General features: G+C 51.2%; 20 protein-coding genes. 18 read left to right on the top strand and 2 right to left on the bottom strand.

Annotation, left to right across the window (positions count from 1 at the left end):
* Positions 1–82 precede the first annotated feature (82 nt).
* The 5 genes from miaB (at position 83) to lnt (ending at position 5,730) form a co-directional block, all read left to right on the top strand.
* Positions 83–1,507 (top strand): tRNA (N6-isopentenyl adenosine(37)-C2)-methylthiotransferase MiaB, encoded by a 1,425-nt coding sequence (gene miaB, locus CAG65_RS20060; RefSeq protein ID WP_021703764.1) that lies wholly within the window; start codon positions 83–85, stop codon positions 1,505–1,507.
* A gap of 73 nt (positions 1,508–1,580) precedes the next feature.
* Positions 1,581–2,687: a PhoH family protein gene (locus CAG65_RS20055; RefSeq protein ID WP_021703763.1), complete on the top strand. Its 1,107-nt coding sequence runs from the start codon at positions 1,581–1,583 to the stop codon at positions 2,685–2,687.
* The gene (ybeY, locus tag CAG65_RS20050) at positions 2,687–3,151 is read left to right on the top strand and encodes an rRNA maturation RNase YbeY (protein ID WP_021703762.1); all 465 of its coding nucleotides are present in this window, start codon (positions 2,687–2,689) and stop codon (positions 3,149–3,151) included. The genes CAG65_RS20055 and ybeY overlap by 1 nt, the downstream gene beginning before the upstream one ends.
* A 121-nt stretch (positions 3,152–3,272) precedes the next feature.
* Positions 3,273–4,172 (top strand): CNNM family magnesium/cobalt transport protein CorC, encoded by a 900-nt coding sequence (corC, locus tag CAG65_RS20045; RefSeq protein ID WP_021703761.1) that lies wholly within the window; start codon positions 3,273–3,275, stop codon positions 4,170–4,172.
* Between the two features lie 40 nt (positions 4,173–4,212).
* Positions 4,213–5,730, top strand: a complete 1,518-nt coding sequence (gene lnt / locus CAG65_RS20040; RefSeq protein WP_161454761.1) for an apolipoprotein N-acyltransferase — start codon at positions 4,213–4,215, stop codon at positions 5,728–5,730.
* Between the two features lie 38 nt (positions 5,731–5,768).
* On the opposite strand, the gene CAG65_RS20035 is transcribed toward lnt, so the two are convergent.
* Positions 5,769–6,239 carry a zinc ribbon-containing protein gene (locus CAG65_RS20035; protein ID WP_161454760.1) on the bottom strand — a complete coding sequence of 157 codons (471 nt, stop codon included), beginning with the start codon at positions 6,237–6,239 and terminating at the stop codon, positions 5,769–5,771.
* A gap of 117 nt (positions 6,240–6,356) precedes the next feature.
* Here CAG65_RS20035 and leuS point away from each other — a divergent pair, with 117 nt between their 5' ends.
* From leuS to CAG65_RS19970, 13 genes are all read left to right on the top strand, one after another.
* The gene (leuS, locus tag CAG65_RS20030; protein WP_161454759.1) at positions 6,357–8,930 is read left to right on the top strand and encodes a leucine--tRNA ligase; all 2,574 of its coding nucleotides are present in this window, start codon (positions 6,357–6,359) and stop codon (positions 8,928–8,930) included.
* A 130-nt stretch (positions 8,931–9,060) separates the two neighbouring features.
* Positions 9,061–9,717: an LPS-assembly lipoprotein LptE gene (locus tag CAG65_RS20025; protein ID WP_040902218.1), complete on the top strand. Its 657-nt coding sequence runs from the start codon at positions 9,061–9,063 to the stop codon at positions 9,715–9,717.
* Positions 9,718–9,726: 9 nt separating this feature from the next.
* Positions 9,727–10,752, top strand: coding sequence for a DNA polymerase III subunit delta (gene holA, locus CAG65_RS20020; RefSeq protein ID WP_161454758.1), 1,026 nt, complete (start codon positions 9,727–9,729; stop codon positions 10,750–10,752).
* A gap of 57 nt (positions 10,753–10,809) precedes the next feature.
* The gene (gene rsfS / locus CAG65_RS20015) at positions 10,810–11,127 is read left to right on the top strand and encodes a ribosome silencing factor (RefSeq protein ID WP_161454757.1); all 318 of its coding nucleotides are present in this window, start codon (positions 10,810–10,812) and stop codon (positions 11,125–11,127) included.
* A gap of 3 nt (positions 11,128–11,130) precedes the next feature.
* On the top strand, positions 11,131–11,601 hold the full coding sequence (gene rlmH / locus CAG65_RS20010) for a 23S rRNA (pseudouridine(1915)-N(3))-methyltransferase RlmH (protein WP_161454756.1): 471 nt from the start codon (positions 11,131–11,133) through the stop codon (positions 11,599–11,601).
* Positions 11,602–11,625: 24 nt separating this feature from the next.
* Positions 11,626–13,509, top strand: a complete 1,884-nt coding sequence (mrdA, locus tag CAG65_RS20005; RefSeq protein WP_161454755.1) for a penicillin-binding protein 2 — start codon at positions 11,626–11,628, stop codon at positions 13,507–13,509.
* A complete protein-coding gene (rodA, locus tag CAG65_RS20000) occupies positions 13,509–14,630 on the top strand; it encodes a rod shape-determining protein RodA (RefSeq protein ID WP_161454754.1) in 1,122 nt (373 codons plus the stop codon). The genes mrdA and rodA overlap by 1 nt, the downstream gene beginning before the upstream one ends.
* A gap of 4 nt (positions 14,631–14,634) precedes the next feature.
* Positions 14,635–15,426 (top strand): septal ring lytic transglycosylase RlpA family protein, encoded by a 792-nt coding sequence (locus tag CAG65_RS19995; RefSeq protein WP_161454753.1) that lies wholly within the window; start codon positions 14,635–14,637, stop codon positions 15,424–15,426.
* An 89-nt stretch (positions 15,427–15,515) separates the two neighbouring features.
* Positions 15,516–16,694, top strand: a complete 1,179-nt coding sequence (locus CAG65_RS19990; protein WP_040902217.1) for a serine hydrolase — start codon at positions 15,516–15,518, stop codon at positions 16,692–16,694.
* Positions 16,695–16,833: 139 nt separating this feature from the next.
* On the top strand, positions 16,834–17,112 hold the full coding sequence (gene ybeD / locus CAG65_RS19985; RefSeq protein ID WP_021703749.1) for a DUF493 family protein YbeD: 279 nt from the start codon (positions 16,834–16,836) through the stop codon (positions 17,110–17,112).
* A gap of 176 nt (positions 17,113–17,288) precedes the next feature.
* Positions 17,289–17,951 (top strand): lipoyl(octanoyl) transferase LipB, encoded by a 663-nt coding sequence (gene lipB / locus CAG65_RS19980; RefSeq protein ID WP_021703748.1) that lies wholly within the window; start codon positions 17,289–17,291, stop codon positions 17,949–17,951.
* A complete protein-coding gene (gene lipA, locus CAG65_RS19975; RefSeq protein ID WP_021703747.1) occupies positions 17,948–18,913 on the top strand; it encodes a lipoyl synthase in 966 nt (321 codons plus the stop codon). The genes lipB and lipA overlap by 4 nt, the downstream gene beginning before the upstream one ends.
* Positions 18,914–19,116: 203 nt before the next feature.
* On the top strand, positions 19,117–19,443 hold the full coding sequence (locus CAG65_RS19970) for a hypothetical protein (protein ID WP_021703746.1): 327 nt from the start codon (positions 19,117–19,119) through the stop codon (positions 19,441–19,443).
* Positions 19,444–19,529: 86 nt separating this feature from the next.
* Here CAG65_RS19970 and glyA read toward each other — a convergent pair whose 3' ends face one another.
* The gene (glyA, locus tag CAG65_RS19965) at positions 19,530–20,780 is read right to left on the bottom strand and encodes a serine hydroxymethyltransferase (protein WP_021703745.1); all 1,251 of its coding nucleotides are present in this window, start codon (positions 20,778–20,780) and stop codon (positions 19,530–19,532) included.
* Positions 20,781–21,013 lie beyond the last annotated feature (233 nt).

The raw sequence follows: 21,013 nt of genomic DNA, 5'->3' as shown, positions 1-21,013 counted from the left end.
TACGCCGCTTACCGCCGAGAGGGCGGCTATAATTTGAACGGTAACGTTCATTATGTTGAGAATTAACACGAGCGAAAGTGAGATGAGTAAGAAACTGCTAATTAAAACCTGGGGCTGCCAGATGAATGAATACGATTCATCCAAAATGGCTGATCTGCTTAACGCGGCAAACGGCTACGAGCTGACAGAAGAACCAGAAGAAGCAGATGTACTACTACTGAACACCTGTTCGATCCGTGAAAAGGCACAAGAAAAAGTCTTCCACCAGCTTGGCCGCTGGAAAACACTGAAAGACAAAAAGCCGGGCGTAGTGATTGGTGTGGGCGGCTGTGTGGCCACACAGGAAGGTGACCATATCCGTGAACGTGCGCCGTTTGTCGACGTTATCTTTGGCCCTCAGACTCTGCATCGCCTGCCTGAAATGATCAAGCAGTCACGCGACGACGAAGCACCGGTTATGGACATTTCATTCCCAGAAATCGAGAAGTTTGACCGCTTGCCAGAACCGCGTGCCGATGGTGCAACCGCATTCGTTTCCATCATGGAAGGCTGTTCTAAATACTGCACCTACTGTGTTGTTCCATACACCCGTGGCGAAGAAGTCAGTCGCCCAATGGATGACGTGCTGTTCGAGATCGCTCAATTGGCTGAACAAGGCGTGCGTGAAGTGAACCTGTTGGGTCAGAACGTTAACGCGTACCGTGGACCAATGCACGATGGTGATATCTGCAGCTTTGCAGAGCTGCTGCGCCTGGTCGCTTCGATTGATGGTATTGACCGAATCCGCTTCACCACCAGCCACCCACTGGAATTCACTGACGATATCATCGCCGTCTATGAAGATACACCGGAGCTGGTGAGTTTCTTACACCTGCCAGTGCAAAGCGGCAGTGACCGTATCCTGACCATGATGAAGCGTCCTCATACAGGCATTGAGTACAAGTCGATCATTCGTAAACTGCGCAAAGCGCGCCCTGATATTCAGATCAGCTCTGACTTTATCGTGGGTTTCCCTGGTGAGAGCGACAAAGACTTCCAGGACACCATGAAACTGATCCGTGACGTGGATTTTGATATGAGCTTCAGCTTTATCTTCTCTCCTCGTCCGGGTACACCGGCGGCAGACTACCCTTGCGATCTGTCCGAGCAAACCAAAAAAGAGCGCCTGTACGAGCTACAACAGACCATCAACAGCCAGGCGATGCGTTACTCGCGCCTGATGATGGACACCGAACAGCGCATTCTGGTTGAAGGCCCGTCGAAGAAGAACCTGATGGAACTTCGTGGTCGTACTGAGAACAACCGTGTAGTAAACTTTGAAGGATCGGCGGATCTTATTGGTCAGTTTGTTGACGTGAAGATCGTTGACGTATTCCCGAACTCTCTGCGTGGTGAACTGCTCCGCACAGAGAAAGACATGAACCTTCGCCAGGTGATTTCGCCCACTCAGATGATGGCCAAAACACGTCGCGAAGACGAACTGGGTGTCGCTACATTTACGCCTTAAGTTCGTATAACCTGCCATAGGGAAGCCCGGTCGCAATCGGGCTTCCGCTAAAATGGCAAAATGAGAGGCAACATTGAGCACAAAAATAGTAACTCTGGAAATCAACCTAGAACCTTCAGACAACCGCCGCCTGGCCAGCCTTTGCGGCCCTTTCGACGACAACATCAAACACCTCGAACGCCGTCTGGGCGTTGAAATCAGCTACCGAGGCAACTTTTTTACTATCGTCGGGAAACCCCACACTTCCGCTGCGGCACTGGATATCATCAAAACACTGTACGTCGACACCGCTCCGCTACGTGGCAATATTCCGGATATTGAACCTGAGCAGATCCATTTAGCGATCAAAGAGTCCGGTGTACTGGAACAAGCCAGCGAATCCAGTATTGAGCACGGCAAAGAAGTGTTCATTAAGACCAAAAAAGGGGTCATCAAACCGAGAACGCCGAATCAGGCTCAGTATCTGGTGAACATGGTCACCCATGATATCAGCTTCGGTATCGGTCCTGCGGGTACCGGTAAGACGTATCTGGCGGTCGCGGCGGCCGTGGATGCCCTGGAGCGTCAGGAAATCCGCCGAATTCTGCTGACCCGCCCAGCGGTCGAAGCCGGTGAAAAATTAGGCTTTCTGCCCGGCGATCTGAGCCAGAAAGTCGATCCGTACCTGCGCCCACTCTACGACGCGCTGTTTGAAATGCTCGGCTTCGAACGTGTGGAAAAGCTGATTGAGCGCAACGTGATTGAAGTCGCGCCTCTTGCGTACATGCGAGGCCGTACACTCAACGATGCGTTTATCATTCTCGATGAGAGCCAGAACACTACGGTAGAGCAAATGAAAATGTTCCTGACCCGTATTGGCTTTAACTCACGCGCCGTCATTACCGGTGACGTCACTCAGATCGATTTGCCACGCGGCGCGAAATCAGGTCTGCGTCATGCGATTGAAGTACTGAATGAAGTCGACGAAATCAGCTTTAACTTCTTCCAGTCTGATGACGTGGTACGTCACCCTGTGGTGGCCCGCATCGTGAATGCGTATGAGAAATGGGAAGCGCAGGATCAAAAAGAACGCAAAGAGTATGAACGTCGCCGTCGTGAAGAGCGCGAAGCCAAACAGAGCGATGCTGCCGTCTCAGAGCAAAACACCACACCGACTTCGATTCAGGAAACCAGTAAGTAATGACTATCGAACTTGATCTGCAATTGGCGGTCGAACAAGAATCCGGCCTGCCATCAGAGCAGGATGTTCAGCGCTGGCTGGATAACGCCATCCAGCGTTTTCAGGCCGACGCCGAAGTCACCGTCCGGATCGTTGACAACGAAGAAAGTCAGGCGCTCAATCGCGACTATCGCGGTAAAGATAAGCCGACAAATGTGCTGTCATTTCCGTTTGAGGCGCCACCGGGCATCGAAATGAACCTGTTGGGCGATCTGGTCATCTGCCGTCAAGTCGTTGAAAACGAGGCGAAAGAACAAGAGAAACCACTGGAGGCCCACTGGGCACATATGGTTGTACATGGCAGTCTGCATCTGCTAGGTTATGACCATATCGAGGAGGATGAAGCAGAAGAGATGGAGTCCCTCGAAACAGAAATCATGCTGGCGATGGGTTACACTGACCCGTATCTGGCAGAAAAGGAGTAGTGCTAACGCCCTGCTTCGTTCGTGACGGTTCCGGCTATTTCCCGAGCCGGGGCATCATTGGGATGCCTCACCGTCAATGTGTGCTATCACACTTCTGATAGCGTTACTTAATTGAGAAATAATGAGCGACGATAATTCTCCGAGTTCAACGGAAAGCAAAAAAGAAAAATCTGAAGGTCCGAGTAGAAAGTCCTTCTTTGAACGCCTGGGTCAGTTGTTCCAGGGCGAACCGAAAGATCGCCAGGAATTAGTGGATGTCATCCGAGACTCCGAAGTCAACGACCTGATTGACCATGACACCCGAGACATGCTCGAAGGGGTGATGGAAATCTCCGAAATGCGCGTGCGTGATATCATGATCCCACGCTCACAGATGGTCACTGTAGAACGCAGTGATGATCTGGATAAGCTGGTTCTGCTGATCACCGATGCTCAGCACTCCCGCTACCCGGTCATCAGTGAAGACAAAGACCATGTGGAAGGCATTCTGCTAGCGAAGGACTTACTCAAGTATTTGGGCTCAGACAGCTCGCCATTTGATATCGAAGAAGTGATCCGTCCTGCGGTCGTGGTTCCGGAAAGCAAGCGGGTTGATCGCTTGTTGAAAGAATTCCGTGAGGAACGTTATCACATGGCAATTGTCGTAGATGAGTTCGGTGGTGTTTCTGGTCTGGTGACCATTGAAGATATTCTCGAAGAGATCGTTGGCGATATCGAAGACGAATTCGACGACGAAGAAGCAATGGACATCCGTAAACTCAGTAAGCACACCTATGCAGTCAAAGCACTGACCACCATAGAAGAGTTCAACCAAACGTTCGGCACCCAGTTCAGTGATGAAGAAGTGGATACCGTCGGCGGCATGGTCATGACCGCATTCGGTCACCTGCCTTCTCGTGGTGAAATTGTGGAAATCGACAGCTACAGTTTCAAAGTGACAGCTGCGGACAATCGCCGAGTCGTTCAACTTCAGGTAACGGTTCCGGATGAACAGCCTCTGCCTCAAGCGGCCGGGGAGTAACGCTAACCACCCCTTTCGGGGTCTGTCAGAATGATAACAGATGATGAAATCGCTACTTCATCGCCTCAAGCGGCCCGTTGCGGCCGCTTTTGTTGGCGCCTTAACCACCCTTGCTTTTGCCCCCTATCAACTCTGGCCTCTGGCCCTGCTTAGCCCACTTCTGCTTCTGGCACTGCTTTACCAACAATCGGCAAGACACGCACTCGCCATCGGCTACGCCTGGGGCCTCGGACAGTTTGCCACCGGCATCAGTTGGGTCCATGTCAGTATCGATAACTTCGGCGGCATGCCCAAAATCGCCAGCGTCTTCCTGATGGCACTTCTGGTGGGGTATTTGTCGGTTTATTCGGCGCTATGGGCCTGGTCACTAAACCGCTTTTTCCCTCGCAGCAACCGCAGCCGCTACTTACTGGCTGCGCCGGTATTGTGGCTGATCTTTGACTGGTTACGCGGCTGGGTAATGACGGGCTTTCCGTGGCTCTGGCTCGGCTATAGCCAGATTGACAGCCCGCTCGCCAACTTTGCCCCGCTTGGCGGCGTTGAACTGCTCACGCTGCTGATCATGATGTGTGCCGGTGCGTTAATGTATGCCATCGTTCATCGCACCTGGAGCACCATCATGATCCCACTGGTCATTTTTGCCACCGGGTATGGCTTGCGTAATATCGACTGGGTAACGCCCAATCCAGACAGCAAAACCACGGTCGCACTGATCCAGGGGAACATTCCACAAGAGCTCAAGTGGAAACCCAGCCAACGCTGGCCGACCATCATGAAGTACACGGACCTCAGCCGCGAAAACTGGGACGCCGACATTATTGTCTGGCCGGAAGCCGCAATACCGGCGTTTGAATTCGAAATCCCGTCCTACTTACGCAACCTGGATGAAGCGGCACGCCTCAACCATAGCGCAATCGTCACCGGCGTCGTCAACATGGGTCAGAATAAAAAGTTTTACAACAGTATTCTGTCGCTCGGCAGCACGCCATACGGCGATTATGAGTATGACCCGACCGAACGCTATCACAAGCATCATCTGCTGCCGTTCGGTGAATTTGTGCCATTTGAACGCATCCTGCGCCCACTGGCGCCGTTCTTTAATCTGCCAATGTCATCATTCAGTCGCGGAGCGTTTGTGCAGCCAAACATAGTGGCCAATGGCCGTCACATGGCACCGGCACTGTGTTACGAGATCATCTTCAATGAACAGGTCCGACAAAATGTGACAGACGAAACGGATTTCATTCTGACGTTATCGAACGACGCTTGGTTCGGGCGATCAATCGGTCCTTTGCAGCACATGGAGATCGCCCGTATGCGCGCGCTGGAACTGGGCAAACCCTTGATTCGATCCACCAACAATGGCGTGACCGCGGTGACGGATTACAAAGGCAACGTCCTCACACAACTGCCACAGTTTGAGACGGGCGTTTTGCGAGCCGAACTGGAATCAACGAGCGGCCAAACCCCGTATCGCCTGGTTGGCAGCTGGCCGTTATACGCGTGGACACTACTCAGCCTGATCGCCGGCTATCTGCTGAGCCGACGTAAACACTGACCATACAACAAGCCCCTGCATGACAGGGGCTTGTTTTTTTATGGCTTGAGCGGCTGCCGACTAAACGCCGTGTTGCCGCATTTGATGCACGGAACAATTTCTGTCGGATGATTGTACTCAACGCGATGCCCGCAGTTTTCACATACCAGCACACCGAGCCCAATCATCTCCCCGGTCTGATACAATCCCTGATGCTCGAGGTCGGCAAACAGCTCTACCCACTCGACTTTGGTTCGATCGGTAATTTCCAACAACCCCTGCCAGATGGAGTCTGCAATCATCAGATAAAACGGCCCACTTTTGCCCTCTTCATAACTGTCAGCAAACTCTTTCAGATCCGATTTCACATACGCCGAAATCAGCGCGAGCTCGTCTTTGGTCATGTCATTCGCAGCTGCGACCACCTTTCCCGATTGCTCTAAGACGTGATTGACCTCTTCCGGGCTGTGCTTGAGTGTCTCAACCACATCTTCAAGCATCTCTTCATAGCCCGACTTGCGTTTTGGCATAAGGAACCTCCCGTTAACACAACTGTTGTTGTACTCCGCGCCTTTAGGTATTCTATGACGATCTATTAGTATCTGTTCTAACCGAACTCACAAATCCAAGATAACCGGACATCATCGATGCAAGAGCAATATAACCCGCAAGATATTGAACAAAAAGTTCAACAGCACTGGGAAAACAACAAAACCTTTGTTGTAAGTGAAGACCCAAATAAAGAAAAATTCTACTGTCTGTCTATGTTCCCATATCCAAGTGGCCGACTGCACATGGGTCACGTGCGCAACTACACCATCGGTGACGTCGTCTCTCGCTTCCAACGACTGCAAGGCAAAAACGTGATGCAGCCTATTGGCTGGGACGCGTTTGGTCTGCCGGCAGAAAATGCTGCCGTAAAAAACAACACGGCACCGGCGCCTTGGACTTACGAAAACATTGAATACATGAAGAACCAGCTGAAACTGCTGGGCTTTGGCTACGACTGGAATCGTGAATTTGCTACTTGTACTCCAGAATACTACCGCTGGGAACAAGAGTTCTTCACCAAGCTGTACGAAAAAGGCCTGGTTTACAAGAAGACATCTTCAGTGAACTGGTGTCCGAACGATCAGACCGTTCTGGCTAACGAACAGGTCGAAGACGGCTGTTGCTGGCGCTGTGATACGCCGGTAGAACAAAAAGAGATCCCACAGTGGTTCATCAAAATCACTGAGTATGCTCAAGAACTGCTGGACGATCTGGATAACCTGGATGGCTGGCCAGAAATGGTCAAAACCATGCAGCGCAACTGGATCGGTCGCTCTGAAGGTGTTGAACTCAAGTTCGAAGTGAAGGGGCAGCAAGACCTAGAAGTGTACACCACACGTCCAGACACACTAATGGGTGTGACGTACGTGGGTATCGCGGCGGGCCACCCACTGGCGACTATCGCAGCAGAGAGCAACCCTGAACTAGCGGCATTCATCGAAGAGTGTAAGAACACCAAAGCAGCCGAAGCTGAACTAGCAACAATGGAGAAGAAAGGTATGGCGACTGGCCTTACTGCTATTCATCCATTGAACGGCCGTGAAGTGCCAGTTTACGTAGCAAACTTCGTACTGATGGACTACGGCACAGGCGCGGTTATGGCAGTACCTGCGCACGACCAACGTGACTTCGAGTTCGCAACTAAGTACGGTCTAAACATCGTGCCTGTGATCAAGCCAGTTGACGGCAGCGAGCTAGACATCTCGGAAGCGGCATACACTGAGAAAGGTGTGCTGTTCGATTCTGGTGAATTCGACGGCCTAGAATTCCAAGCGGCATTCGATGCAATCGCTGCCAAGTTAGAAGCAGAAGGCAAAGGCACTAAGACAGTTAACTTCCGTCTACGTGACTGGGGTGTATCTCGTCAGCGTTACTGGGGCGCACCAATCCCAATGGTCACCACGGAAGACGGTGAAGTTCACCCAGTACCTGCTGACCAACTACCAGTGATTCTTCCTGAAGATGTGGTCATGGACGGCGTAACCAGCCCAATCAAAGCAGACAAAGAATGGGCGAAGACCACCTTCAACGGCGAACCAGCTCTACGTGAGACAGATACGTTCGATACGTTCATGGAATCTTCTTGGTACTACGCACGCTACTGTTCACCAAAAGCGGACGACATCCTAAACCCAGAAAAAGCCAACTACTGGCTACCAGTAGACCAGTACATCGGTGGTATCGAGCACGCTTGTATGCACCTACTGTACTCACGCTTCTTCCACAAATTGCTTCGTGACGCAGGTTACGTGACCTCTGACGAACCGTTCAAGCAACTGCTTTGTCAAGGCATGGTACTGGCTGACGCATTCTTCCACACCAACGAGAAAGGCACCAAAGAGTGGGTAGCCCCTACCGATGTGAAAGTGGAACGCGACAGCAAAGGTCGTATCGCCTCAGCGATCGATAATCAGGGCCGCAACGTGGAACACTCAGGCATGATCAAAATGTCTAAGTCGAAAAATAACGGTATCGACCCGCAAGAGATGGTTGACAAGTACGGCGCTGACACCGTACGCCTGTTCATGATGTTTGCGTCACCGGCAGACATGACTCTGGAATGGCAAGAGTCTGGCGTTGAAGGCGCTAACCGCTTCCTGAAACGTGTATGGAAACTGGTGAACGAGCACACGGCAAAAGGCACGGCAGAAGCCGTTGATGCCTCTGCGTTGTCTGGCGACCAGAAAGCGTTGCGTCGTGACGTACACAAAACCATCGCCAAAGTGACGGACGATATCGCTCGTCGTCAAACCTTCAACACTGCGATTGCAGCCATCATGGAGCTGATGAACAAGCTCGCGAAAGCACCTCAAGCATCGGCGCAAGATCGCGCGATCCTTGATGAAGCGCTTAAAGCTGTCGTTGCGATGCTTTACCCTATCACTCCGCACATTTCATACGAACTATGGACTGCACTGGGTGAAACAGACATCGACAACGCACGATGGCCAACGTTTGATGAGCAAGCATTGGTTGAAGACGAAAAAACCATCGTTGTACAAGTGAACGGGAAGTTGCGTGCCAAGCTGACCGTAGCGGCTGACGCCAGCAAAGAGCAGGTTGAAGAGTTGGGTCTGACCAACGAGAACGTCACTAAGTTCACCGAAGACAAAACCATTCGTAAGGTGATTTACGTTCCGGGTAAACTGCTGAATATCGTTGCAAACTAAGATTCAGTCGAACTAATTTGCATTTATGCAGTCCTTAAACAGGGCAGGTCACTGCCCTGTTTATTTATCTCAGCTCATTCAACGTGAGTGGCCTGAGATAAATACTCCAATAACTGAGAACCATCAACCCATGCGCCTATTTTCTGTTTCCTCTTTCAAATTGACTTGTGTTGTTGCGACAGCGAGCCTACTGACGGCTTGTGGATTCCATTTGCGCGGTGACTATTCTGTACCTCACGAGTTGAGTACCTTGTCAGTCACCAGTTACGACCAGTACAGCGTTTTTACCCGTCAGGTGAAAAACCAGTTACGTATCAATGACGTCGAACTCGTGACACCAGCAGAAAACGTACCGAACCTGCACCTGATCAACGAAGGAGTGGGTGAACGTACTTTGTCTCTGTATCAAAACACCCGCGCAGCGGAAAAAGAACTGACTTTCCGCACCTCATACCGAGTCACTATTCCCGAGGTAGGCACCAAAACCTTCTCGACCAGTGTAACGCGCAGTTATCTTGATAACCCACTGACTGCACTAGCAAAATCAGTAGAGCGTGACATGATCGAGGACGAAATGCGCAAATTGGCGGCATCACAGATCATCCGTCAGATGGCACGCCTGAAAGTGGACATCCAGAACCATCAGATGGACGACAGCAACCTACCGGCGAATGACAACCTCAACCAGTACGACGAACAGTACGATGTCAAAACCTATGAGGGTGACTTCCCGGCCGAGACACCGGCCGGCACACCTCAAACAACCGATGACGCAGCGGAGCAATAAGGGATCCGGATGCGTATTTTCGCTGACCGACTGGCCGAGCAGCTGGACAAACAACTGTCCGGTATCTACCTGCTGTTCGGTAATGAACCGTTACTGATTCAGGAATCGCGCAGTGCGATTCAACACAAAGCCAGAACGCAGGGCTTTGAAGAGCGACACTGTTTCAGTGTCGACGCCAGCCTAGATTGGAATGAAGTGTTTGACTGCTGTCAGGCGCTCAGTCTGTTCTCCGCCAGGCAAATCATTGAGCTGGAAATTGGCGACGCTGGACCAGGCGCCGCCGCTGCCAAAGAGCTGGTCTCGCTGGCGGACATGCTGCATCCAGACATCTTGCTGGTACTGGTCGGCAGTAAACTGACCAAGGCTCAGGAAAGTGCGAAATGGTTCAAGGCACTCAGTGCTCAAGGCTGCTGGGTTAACTGCCTGACACCGGATATCCAGCGTTTACCTCAATTTGTGCAAACACGCTGCCGCCAGTTGGGCCTCAAACCCGACCCGGAAGCGGTTCAAATGCTGGCCCAGTGGCACGAAGGTAATCTGTTTGCTCTGGCGCAAAGCTTGGAAAAGCTCGCTCTGCTCTACCCGGACGGCCAGTTGACTCTGATCCGTCTTGAAGAATCCCTCAGCCGCCACAATCACTTTACGGTGTTTCACTGGGTGGATGCCTTGCTGGCAGGCAAAGCCAACCGCGCCCAACGTATTCTGCGCCAGCTTGAGGCAGAAGGCATTGAGCCCGTGGTGCTGATCCGTTCGATTCAAAAAGAACTGATCACGCTCGCAACGATGAAAAGTCAGACGTTTCAGATGTCACTGGCACAGGTGTTTGATAAACACCGGGTCTGGCAATCCAAACGCCCACTGTACTCGGCAGCACTCAGCCGACTGACGCCTACGGCTCTGCACCAATGCATTCATACTCTGGCGACGGCTGAAATTCAGGCGAAAACCCAGTACGACATTTCACCCTGGCCATTTATCCATCAGATAAGCGTGCAATTGTGCCTGCCGGAGGTAAAGCTGGATTTACCGGCCTAAAAGCGTGATATACTCCCCGATCACATTTTCCCTATTTCATTTTCAGAGGATTACAACTTGCAACGCGAAGAACTGAGAGACTTTTTGGCCGATAAAGCGGATGACATGAAAGCTCAGGACATCATCACCCTGGATGTACAAGGAAAATCCAGAGTGACCGACTACATGATCGTATGTACTGGTACGTCAAAAAGACACGTATCCTCAATTGCCGATCACGTAGCCAGCGAAGCGAAAAAAGCCGGATTAGAACCTCTGGGCATTGACGGCGAAGCAGAAGGCGAATGGGTCGTGGTCGACATGGGCACTACCATGGTCCACGTTATGCAAGAAGATCAGCGTGAACTGTACCAGCTTGAGAAGCTGTGGGGCTAACGAATGAAGTTACAGCTGGTTGCCGTCGGCACCAAAATGCCAAAGTGGGTCGAAGAAGGTTTTCAGGAATACAAACGCCGTTTTCCTCACGACATGCCGCTTGAACTGGTGGAAGTGCCGGCAGGTAAACGCGGCAAGAACGCTGATATTGCAAGAATCTTGCAAAAAGAAGGCGAAGCGATGCTGGCCGCCGTGCCAAAAGGCAATCGAATTGTTACTCTCGATATTCCGGGCAAACGCTGGGATACCGAACAACTGGCGGGTCAATTGGAAGTCTGGAAACTCGATGGTCGTGACGTATCGATTTTAATCGGCGGTCCGGAAGGCTTGGCTCCGGCGTGCAAAGCGGCAGCCGACCAGAGTTGGTCCCTGTCACCGCTGACGCTGCCCCACCCTCTGGTGCGTGTGGTGATGGCGGAAAGCTTGTACCGAGCCTGGAGTATTACCGCAAATCACCCTTATCACAGAGAATAATCTTGTCGTTGAGAACCGTTAGCCATGTTGCGTAAACGTAGCAAAATTCGTGACTATCAGGAAGAAGCACGGCTGTTTAAAAGCCGTGCTGTAGTGGCGTTTCTGGGCATTATTCTGCTGGTGGGCTTGCTGGTCGCCAACCTGTATAACATTCAGGTCAACCAGTATCAGGACTACAAAACCCGTTCCAACGACAACCGCATTAAAGTCGTGCCTATCGCCCCGAACCGTGGGCTGATCTATGACCGTAATGGTGTCCTTCTGGCGGAAAATCGCCCGGTATTCAGCCTCGAAGTGATCCCGGAAAAAGTCAAAGACATGGACGACACCATTGCTCGTCTGCAACAAATTGTTGAGATCACCCCTGAGCAGATCGAGCGCTTTGAGCGTGAACGCCGTCAGACACGACGTTTCAACTCGGTCCCCCTGCTGACCCAACTGAGTGAAGATCAGGTCGCCCGCTTTTCGGTACAACAACACAATTTCCCTGGTGTGTCCGTCAGTGCCAGCCTTAAACGCTACTACCCTTTTGGTGAAATGCTCACGCACGTTCTCGGATATGTCTCGCGCATCAATGACCGCGACCTGGAACGTTTGACCCGCGAAGAAAAAGCGGCCAACTATCAGGCAACGCGCGACATCGGCAAACTGGGGATTGAACGCTACTACGAGGACATGCTGCACGGCACGGCCGGGTATCAGGAAGTGGAAGTCAACAGCCGAGGCCGAGTGATCCGGACACTGAAATACGTGCCACCAGAGCCTGGCAAAGACATCGTGCTGAACATTGACATCAATATCCAGATGTTCGTGCACAACCTGCTTGACGGCCGACGCGGCAGCGCCGTGGTGCTTGACCCCAGCGACAATGGCGTTTTGGCGATGGTGTCCAGTCCGAGTTACGATCCCAATGCGTTTGTGCATGGCATCTCCGGTAAGGCGTACAGCGACTTACTGAACGACAAAAACCGCCCTTTGGTCAATCGTGCCACGCTGGGGATCTACCCTCCAGCGTCAACCATCAAACCCTTTATGGCGGTAGCCGCGTTGCAGGAAGGGGTCATCACACCGTTCACCACACGCAACGACCCGGGCTACTGGCGTATTCCAAACTCGAAAACCAAACCATTTCGTGACTGGTTACGCTGGGGACATGGCCGTGTGGATATCACCAAGTCGATTGAAGAGTCGGTGGACACCTTCTTCTATCAGGTCGCTTATGACATGGGCATCGACCGCATTTCCAACTGGATGATGGCGTTTGGTTTCGGTGATTACACCGGCATCGATATTTACGAAGAAAGCAAAGCCAACATGCCGACACGCGAGTGGAAAATGGCGCGTCACCGCCAGCCTTGGTATCAGGGCGACACCATTCCGGTCGGGATCGGTCAGGGCTACTGGACGGCCACACCGATGCAGATAGCCAAAGCTACATCAGTCCTGGTCAAACACGGCAAGGTGGTGGCACCGCATCTGCTGCGCGCTACGATCGAAAATGGCCAGAGCTTTGACACACGTAAAACAACTGAAGTGGACACATACCCACCGATCACTGGTGTGCCTGAAAAATACTGGGATATTGCCATCAACGGCATGCGTCTGGTCAACCATGGTAAACGCGGCACGGCTCGACGGTCGTTCACTCAGATGGACTACGTCACCGCTGGTAAATCTGGCACCGCTCAGGTTTTTGGCCTGGGTGAAAATGAAGAATACAACGCCGAAGAACTGGCGGAACACCTGCGTGATCACGCGCTGTTTACCGGTTTTGCTCCGGTAGACGACCCAAAAGTCATTACCACCATCGTGCTGGAAAATGCCGGTGGCGGCTCCAGTAACGGTGGACCAGTGGCACGCAAAATCTTTGACCGGGTCGTACTCGGCGAACAAGAGGCTGAAAAATAATGGAATTCGATCCATCTACCGGGCAGAACCGCGCCCTGTTTGAGCGTTTTCATATCGATCTCCCATTATTGCTGGGCATATTACTGCTGATGGGTTTTGGCCTGGTTGTGATGTACAGTGCCAGTGGACAAAATCTGGCGATGATGGATCGCCAGGCAATGCGTATGGCGCTGGCGATGGGCGTGATGCTGCTGCTGGCGCAAATTCCGCCGCGAACCTATGAATCGGTCGCTCCCGTGATGTTTTTTGTCGGTGTCGTGCTGCTGGTGTGTGTGCTGTTGTTCGGTGAAATCTCCAAAGGGGCACAGCGCTGGCTCAACCTTGGCTTTGTTCGCTTCCAGCCATCAGAATTTCTTAAGCTGGCGGTGCCACTGATGGTCGCGCGCTTTATCGGTAAGCGCTCACTCCCCCCCACATTGCAAACGCTGGTACTCTCCCTGGTAATGGTGTTCGTTCCAACCATACTGATCGCCAAACAGCCGGATCTGGGGACGTCGATTCTGATCGCCGCATCCGGTATTTTTGTTGTGTTCCTGGCGGGCATCAGTTGGCGTATCATCATCGCCGCGGCGCTCGCAGTCGGTGGTTTTATCCCGATTTTGTGGTTCTTCCTGATGCGCGAATACCAGAAAACCCGGGTACGAACGCTGTTTAACCCTGAATCGGATCCACTCGGTGCAGGCTACCACATCATCCAGAGTAAAATTGCGATCGGTTCAGGCGGTGTTTCCGGCAAGGGCTGGTTACAAGGTACGCAATCGCAACTGGAATTCTTGCCAGAGCGACATACTGACTTTATTTTTGCAGTCATTGCGGAAGAATGGGGCATGATAGGCATTCTTGCCCTGCTGAGTATTTATCTGTTCATCATAGGTCGTGGCCTGTATCTGGCCAGCAACGCGCAAACCGCGTTTGGCCGAATGATGGCAGGCAGTATTGTACTGAGCTTCTTTGTTTATGTGTTTGTAAACATTGGCATGGTAAGCGGCATTTTGCCGGTTGTAGGCGTACCCCTGCCCCTGATCAGTTACGGCGGTACATCCATGGTTACTCTGATGGCGGGTTTTGGCATCCTGATGTCAATTCATACCCACAGAAAAGCGTTTTCAAAGGCGACGTAAATACATGCAAATCAGACATCTTCTGGCTTTTGCCAGCTTAGCTGCCATTTTGGCCGGTTGTTCCTCTTCTCCGGGAGGACGTTACGATATCGACGACGATGTAGCTCCCAACGAGCCGATATCGGTTGACCATATTGAAGATGCCCAGCCGCAATTCGAACCTTACAGTCTCGGTGGCAACAAAAATTATTCACTGCGCGGTGAAGATTACCAGATCGTCAAAAACACCTCGGGCTTTAGCGAAAAAGGCAAAGCCTCTTGGTATGGAAAGAAATTCCACGGCCACCTGACATCCAATGGTGAAATCTACGACATGTATTCCATGACCGCGGCACACAAAACCCTGCCACTGCCAAGCTATGTCAAAGTGACCAATCTCGACAACGGCAAAAGCGCGGTGGTACGCGTGAACGATCGTGGCCCTTTCCATCAAGGACGGATCATAGATCTTAGCTACGCCGCTGCGGCCAAACTCGACGTCATCAAAACCGGCACCGCTAATGTCGAAATTCAGGTGATCAACGTCGACAAAGCCAGCGCGAAAAGCAAAGCAGCGGCCTTTCAGGGGTATCTGATTCAGGTCGCGTCGTCAAAATTTGCGGATCGCTCGCGAACTTTAGCCCAGGATCTTGGTCAGAAGTTATCTGTGGACAGTTTTGTCAGCAGTGAAAGTGACGTGCACCGAGTGTTTCTCGGCCCGTTTGCTGACTATTCCCTGACTCAGGAAACCCTTGAAAAGGTTAAAGTGCTCGGCTATTTGACCGCGTTTATCAAAAAGCAGACAGCAACCCAATAGTCCTCAATCCAGTGTCGGTTTAAACCTGCACTGGTTTGAGAGATTGTTTCTGTTAAGATATGGACAGTAAAAGAAAACTTGCATTCATCATGAAAAAAACAACTCTTCTAAAACCAGTTCTTGCGTCTACTGTTGCACTCTCTGCAACTTTCGCTTCCGCGGCTTACGCTGCCCCTAGTGTCGTTCCTGATGCGCCTCAAATCGCGGCGAAAGGCTACGTTCTGATGGACTACAACTCGGGCAAGGTCTTGGCGGAACAAAACGCCAACACCAAAATGCACCCGGCCAGTCTGACCAAAATGATGACCAGTTACGTCATCGGTCAGGAAATCAAAAGTGGCAATGTCTCACCTGAAGACGATGTCACCATCAGTAAAAATGCCTGGGCCAAAAACTTTCCAGATTCCTCCAAGATGTTCATCGAAGTGGGGACCACGGTTAAAGTTAAAGACCTGAACAAAGGCATCATCATCCAATCAGGTAATGACGCGTGTGTGGCGATGGCCGAGCACGTTGCCGGCTCTGAAGACGCGTTTGTGGAACTGATGAACGCCTGGGCGAAATCGATCGGCATGAAAAATTCCCATTTCGCCAATGTTCACGGCCTGGACAACGACGACCTCTACTCCACGCCATACGACATGGCGCTGCTGGGGCGTGCTCTGATCCACGACGTGCCTGAAGAATACCGCATTTACTCAGAGAAGAAATTCACCTACAACGGCATCACACAGTACAACCGGAACGGTCTGCTGTGGGATAAAAGCATGAACGTTGACGGCATTAAAACCGGCCACACCAGCGGTGCAGGCTACAACTTGGTCAGCTCGGCGACCGAAGGTCAGATGCGTCTGGTCGCTGTCGTGATGGGCACCAAAAGCGCCAATGCCCGTAAAGCGGAAAGTAAAAAGCTGTTGAGCTACGGTTTCCGCTTTTACGAAACAGTGGCCCCCCATAAAGCGGGTCAGACGTTTGTTGAAGAAAAAGTCTGGATGGGCGACAAAGACAAAGTCGCGCTGGGCGTGAACGAAGATACGTATGTCACTCTGCCTCGCGGCCAGGCAAAAGATCTGAAAGCCAGCTTCGTCCTTGAAAAACAGCTGGAAGCCCCAATTATGAAAGGTGACGTTGTTGGCACACTTTACTATCAGTTGGACGGTAAAGACGTAGCGAAATATCCGCTGCTGGCCCTTGAAGACGTGAACCAAGGCAGCTTGTTCAGCCGTTTGTGGGATTACATTGTCATGCTATTCAATAGCTTGTTCTAATCCTCCCTTCGATTGTCGAAAGCCGCCATCTAGGCGGCTTTCTTTTTGTCTGTCGCGCGCCCTTTATATAAACTTGAGATATGGCCCAATAGTCATTACTATTGCGCACCGACAGAATTCTCAACTTGGAGTGTCCCTTATGCTAACCATTAACTCAGACGCCAAACTGAAAGACTTGCTTGAGTTCCCTTGTTCGTTTACTTACAAGGTGATGGGCCATGCGAAGCCAGAACTGCCTGAACTGGTTCTGGAAGTGATTCAGCGCCATGCTCCAGGTGATTACAGCCCGACCGTGAAACCAAGCGCAAAAGGCAACTATCACTCAGTGTCGGTGAACATCACCGCGACCTCAATCGAACAGGTTGAAATCCTCTACAAAGAGCTGGGCGAAATCGAAATCGTGCGCATGGTTCTGTAATTATTTGATTGATTAAACTTTTTTTAAAGCAGCACTTTGCTGCTTTCTTTTTATTTATCAACAAGATAAATAAACATTAAGTTTTTTGAGGTTAAAAAACTGTTATTTGTGTGTAGTCCCTGCACGCGAAGAAGTTTATAATCCAAACACTTTATTAAGCGCTGACGGGAGTCAACATGGATAATCAGCTCGTCGTAAGAATGCTGGGTAAGCGTGATTACGAGCCGGTGTGGCAAGCTATGCATGAATTTACCGATACTCGCACCGAGCAGACCAACGATGAAGTCTGGCTGGTGGAGCATAACCCGGTCTTTACTCAAGGCCAGGCCGGTAAAGCCGAACACCTGCTGAACACGGGTGATATTCCTGTTATTCAAAGCGATCGCGGTGGCCAGGTTACCTACCATGGCCCGGGTCAGCTAGTCGCTTACTTCATGATTAACCTACGCCGTAAAAAAATGGGCGTGCGGGATCTCGTTACTCATATAGAGAACCTCGTCATCAATACCCTGAACGCTTACAATATCGAATCAGCTGCCCGCCCCGATGCACCGGGTGTGTATGTCGACGGGAGAAAAATCTGCTCCCTCGGACTGCGGATTCGCCGTGGCTGCTCTTTCCATGGTCTGGCGCTCAACATCAACATGGATTTGTCGCCGTTTATGCGCATTAATCCGTGTGGTTATGCCGGTATGGAAATGGCCCAGGTCAGCCAGTTAGGCGGCCCTGATCAGGTCAATGTTGTCGCAGAACAACTTGTCGAAGAATTAGTGAAGTTGCTTGACTACAAACAAGTCGATTTCAGCACAGAAGCACCTTTAATAGGTAAGAAAGCATGAGCAAACCAATCCAAATGGAAAAAGGCGTTAAGTACCGTGACGCCGACAAAATGGCATTAATTCCTGTTAAAAACATGCCAGCGGAGCAAAAAGAAGTGCTGCGCAAACCGGAATGGATGAAAATCAAACTGCCTGCAGACAGCCAGCGTATTCAGGACATCAAAGCAGCGATGCGCAAAAATAACCTGCACTCGGTATGTGAAGAAGCCTCCTGTCCAAACCTGGCTGAATGTTTCAATCACGGTACTGCGACCTTTATGATTCTGGGTGCGATCTGTACCCGCCGCTGCCCCTTCTGCGATGTTGCTCATGGTCGCCCTCTTCCACCGGAAGCGGAAGAGCCAACCAAACTGGCTCAAACCATTAAAGATATGAAACTGAAATACGTGGTGATCACCTCTGTCGATCGCGATGACTTACGTGATGGCGGAGCTCAGCACTTTGCGGACTGCAACCGTGAAATCCGCGCACTGAACCCAGAAATTCGTATCGAAACGCTGGTCCCGGATTTCCGTGGTCGGATGGATGTGGCGCTTGATCTGATGAAAGATAACCCGCCAGATGTGTTCAACCATAACCTGGAAACGGCGCCGCGTCTGTACCGTAAAGCTCGCCCTGGTGCGAACTACAAATGGTCGCTTGAGTTACTGAAGAAATTCAAAGAACAGCACCCCGGGGTTCCGACCAAATCGGGCCTGATGATGGGTCTTGGTGAAACCAAAGAAGAGATCGTCGAAGTATTGAAAGATCTGCGCGCCCACGGCGTGACCATGCTGACACTGGGTCAGTATCTCGCACCAAGTCGCCACCACCTGCCGGTTGAACGCTACGTACCACCAGCAGAGTTCGAAGAGCTGAAAGAGATCGCGTTGGAGCTTGGTTTTACCCACGCGGCATGTGGTCCGTTTGTGCGTTCGTCTTACCACGCAGACCTGCAAGCCAAAGGGATGGAAGTGAAGTAACGCCTCTCCTCTCAAAATTCAAAAGCCGGTGCTCTGCATCGGCTTTTTTGTTTCAGGCCTAACAACACCTCACTGAAACGAACTGTCTTCGTATGATAAATGTTTTATAGTCGCTTGAATCTGGCAGCCGAGTTATATAGGCTAAGCCACAATCAATAAGAAACACCACGCTCATCCTTTGAGACTTGGCTAAGGAAAACACAATGAAAAAGCTCGGAATCTTTGCTCTGGTCGCAGCGGCATTTACTGTCGGTTGTGCCTCGAATACTCAGCAAGACAACTACCGTGAAGCCTCTTTTGAACTTTGCAACACCGAAGTCGACATCTACTCAGTCAGTGATGATGGCCGTGTGCGCATCGTCTGTTCAGACGGCTCTAAGTTTGCGCTGACCAGCGAAAGTACCTTGGAAACCATGCGTGACATCAACATCGATTACTGCGATGGCGAAGGTCTGGGCAAGTTTAACGAGAGCAGCAAATACTACTCGTTCAAATGTAAGTCGGGCACATTGCTCAGCATTGCGAAATAACCTTCCAACGCCGGTTTCAGGCTGGCGAGTGGACATAACGCACAAAAAAGGCTCCGTAATGGAGCCTTTTTAAATGCGATTGCGGATTACGCGTAAACCGGCAAACGCTGACAGATCTCAAGTACTTTAGCTTTCGTGGCTTCGATCACTTCTGGGTTATCAATGTTATCCAGAACATCACACATCCAGTTAGCCAGTTCTTTGGCATCATCGTCAGTGAAGCCGCGGCGCGTGATTGCCGGCGTACCAACACGGATACCAGACGTGACAAACGGGCTACGTGGATCGTTAGGCACAGAGTTCTTGTTCACCGTGATGTTCGCGGCGCCCAGCGCGGCGTCTGCATCTTTACCTGTGATGTTCTTATCAATCAGGTCAACCAGGAACAAGTGGTTTTCAGTACCGTTTGACACAATCTTGTAACCGCGTTCCTGGAACTGAGCCACCATGGCTTTGGCATTTTGCACGACACGAGCCTGGTACGCTTTGAATTCTGGTTCCATCGCTTCTTTGAACGCCACAGCCTTACCCGCGATAACATGCATCAAAGGACCACCCTGACCACCCGGGAATACCGCCGAGTTCAGTTTCTTGTACATGTCTTCACCAGCATTGGACAGGATCAGACCACCGCGTGGCCCCGCCAGTGTTTTGTGCGTCGTCGTCGTTACCACGTGTGCATGAGGCACAGGCGTCGGGTAAACGCCAGCCGCAATCAGGCCTGCAACGTGCGCCATATCCACGAACAGGTACGCGTCGACTTTATCTGCGATTTCACGCATGCGTTTCCAGTCAACGATTTGAGAGTAGGCAGAGAAACCACCGATGATCATCTTAGGTTTGTGCTCCAGTGCCAGCGCTTCCATCTCGTCGTAATTGATTTGACCTGCTTCGTCGATACCGTAAGGAATCACGTTGTAGTGCTTACCCGAGAAGTTAACCGGAGAACCGTGAGTCAGGTGTCCACCGTGTGCCAGACTCATACCCAATACGGTGTCGCCCGGATTCAGCAAAGCCATGTAGACCGCGCTGTTAGCCTGGGAGCCAGAGTGTGGCTGTACGTTCGCATATTCACAGTTAAACAGCTGACACGCACGCTCAATCGCCAGAGCTTCTGCTTTATCAACATACTCACAACCGCCGTAGTAACGCTTGCCTGGGTAACCTTCCGCGTATTTATTGGTTAGCTGAGAACCTTGCGCTTCCATTACACGCGGACTGGTGTAGTTTTCAGAAGCGATCAGTTCAATGTGTTCTTCCTGGCGAAGTGTTTCTTCCTGGATGGCTGCGAACAGTTCCGCATCGTAATCAGCGATGTTCATATCACGCTTTAGCATCTGTATCTCCTGACTCAGATTGAGACTTAAAGTTGCAAAAAAACTGACTTTTGACCCTAATAATCTACGCATTTATCGTCGCGCAAACGTTTGCATCAAGCTAATGGCGCGCATTCTACATAATTTGATCTAGCTCATAAAGAGAAAATTACATTTTTTGCCATGCAGTTTTTTCATAATGGCTGACAAGGTTTGTCATGACGTGGGCACGATGTGATTGCCCACTTAAAAAC

Origin of the sequence: Vibrio sp. V39_P1S14PM300 (genome assembly GCF_009904765.1) — a bacterium.
Classification (GTDB): domain Bacteria; phylum Pseudomonadota; class Gammaproteobacteria; order Enterobacterales; family Vibrionaceae; genus Vibrio; species Vibrio proteolyticus.
Note: the sequence above shows the minus strand (reverse complement) of the source record. Positions and strands in the feature narration are given on the sequence as shown.

Coding starts and splice junctions, on each gene's coding strand:
- corC (WP_021703761.1), top strand. CDS start 3,273: ATGAGCGACGATAATTCTCCGAGTTCAACGGAAAGCAAAAAAGAAAAA.
- ybeD (WP_021703749.1), top strand. CDS start 16,834: ATGCTAACCATTAACTCAGACGCCAAACTGAAAGACTTGCTTGAGTTC.
- lnt (WP_161454761.1), top strand. CDS start 4,213: ATGATGAAATCGCTACTTCATCGCCTCAAGCGGCCCGTTGCGGCCGCT.
- rodA (WP_161454754.1), top strand. CDS start 13,509: ATGGAATTCGATCCATCTACCGGGCAGAACCGCGCCCTGTTTGAGCGT.
- glyA (WP_021703745.1), bottom strand. CDS start 20,780: ATGCTAAAGCGTGATATGAACATCGCTGATTACGATGCGGAACTGTTC.
- rlmH (WP_161454756.1), top strand. CDS start 11,131: ATGAAGTTACAGCTGGTTGCCGTCGGCACCAAAATGCCAAAGTGGGTC.
- CAG65_RS19990 (WP_040902217.1), top strand. CDS start 15,516: ATGAAAAAAACAACTCTTCTAAAACCAGTTCTTGCGTCTACTGTTGCA.
- miaB (WP_021703764.1), top strand. CDS start 83: ATGAGTAAGAAACTGCTAATTAAAACCTGGGGCTGCCAGATGAATGAA.
- lipA (WP_021703747.1), top strand. CDS start 17,948: ATGAGCAAACCAATCCAAATGGAAAAAGGCGTTAAGTACCGTGACGCC.
- leuS (WP_161454759.1), top strand. CDS start 6,357: ATGCAAGAGCAATATAACCCGCAAGATATTGAACAAAAAGTTCAACAG.
- CAG65_RS20025 (WP_040902218.1), top strand. CDS start 9,061: ATGCGCCTATTTTCTGTTTCCTCTTTCAAATTGACTTGTGTTGTTGCG.
- ybeY (WP_021703762.1), top strand. CDS start 2,687: ATGACTATCGAACTTGATCTGCAATTGGCGGTCGAACAAGAATCCGGC.
- CAG65_RS19995 (WP_161454753.1), top strand. CDS start 14,635: ATGCAAATCAGACATCTTCTGGCTTTTGCCAGCTTAGCTGCCATTTTG.
- holA (WP_161454758.1), top strand. CDS start 9,727: ATGCGTATTTTCGCTGACCGACTGGCCGAGCAGCTGGACAAACAACTG.
- lipB (WP_021703748.1), top strand. CDS start 17,289: ATGGATAATCAGCTCGTCGTAAGAATGCTGGGTAAGCGTGATTACGAG.
- CAG65_RS20035 (WP_161454760.1), bottom strand. CDS start 6,239: ATGCCAAAACGCAAGTCGGGCTATGAAGAGATGCTTGAAGATGTGGTT.
- mrdA (WP_161454755.1), top strand. CDS start 11,626: ATGTTGCGTAAACGTAGCAAAATTCGTGACTATCAGGAAGAAGCACGG.
- CAG65_RS19970 (WP_021703746.1), top strand. CDS start 19,117: ATGAAAAAGCTCGGAATCTTTGCTCTGGTCGCAGCGGCATTTACTGTC.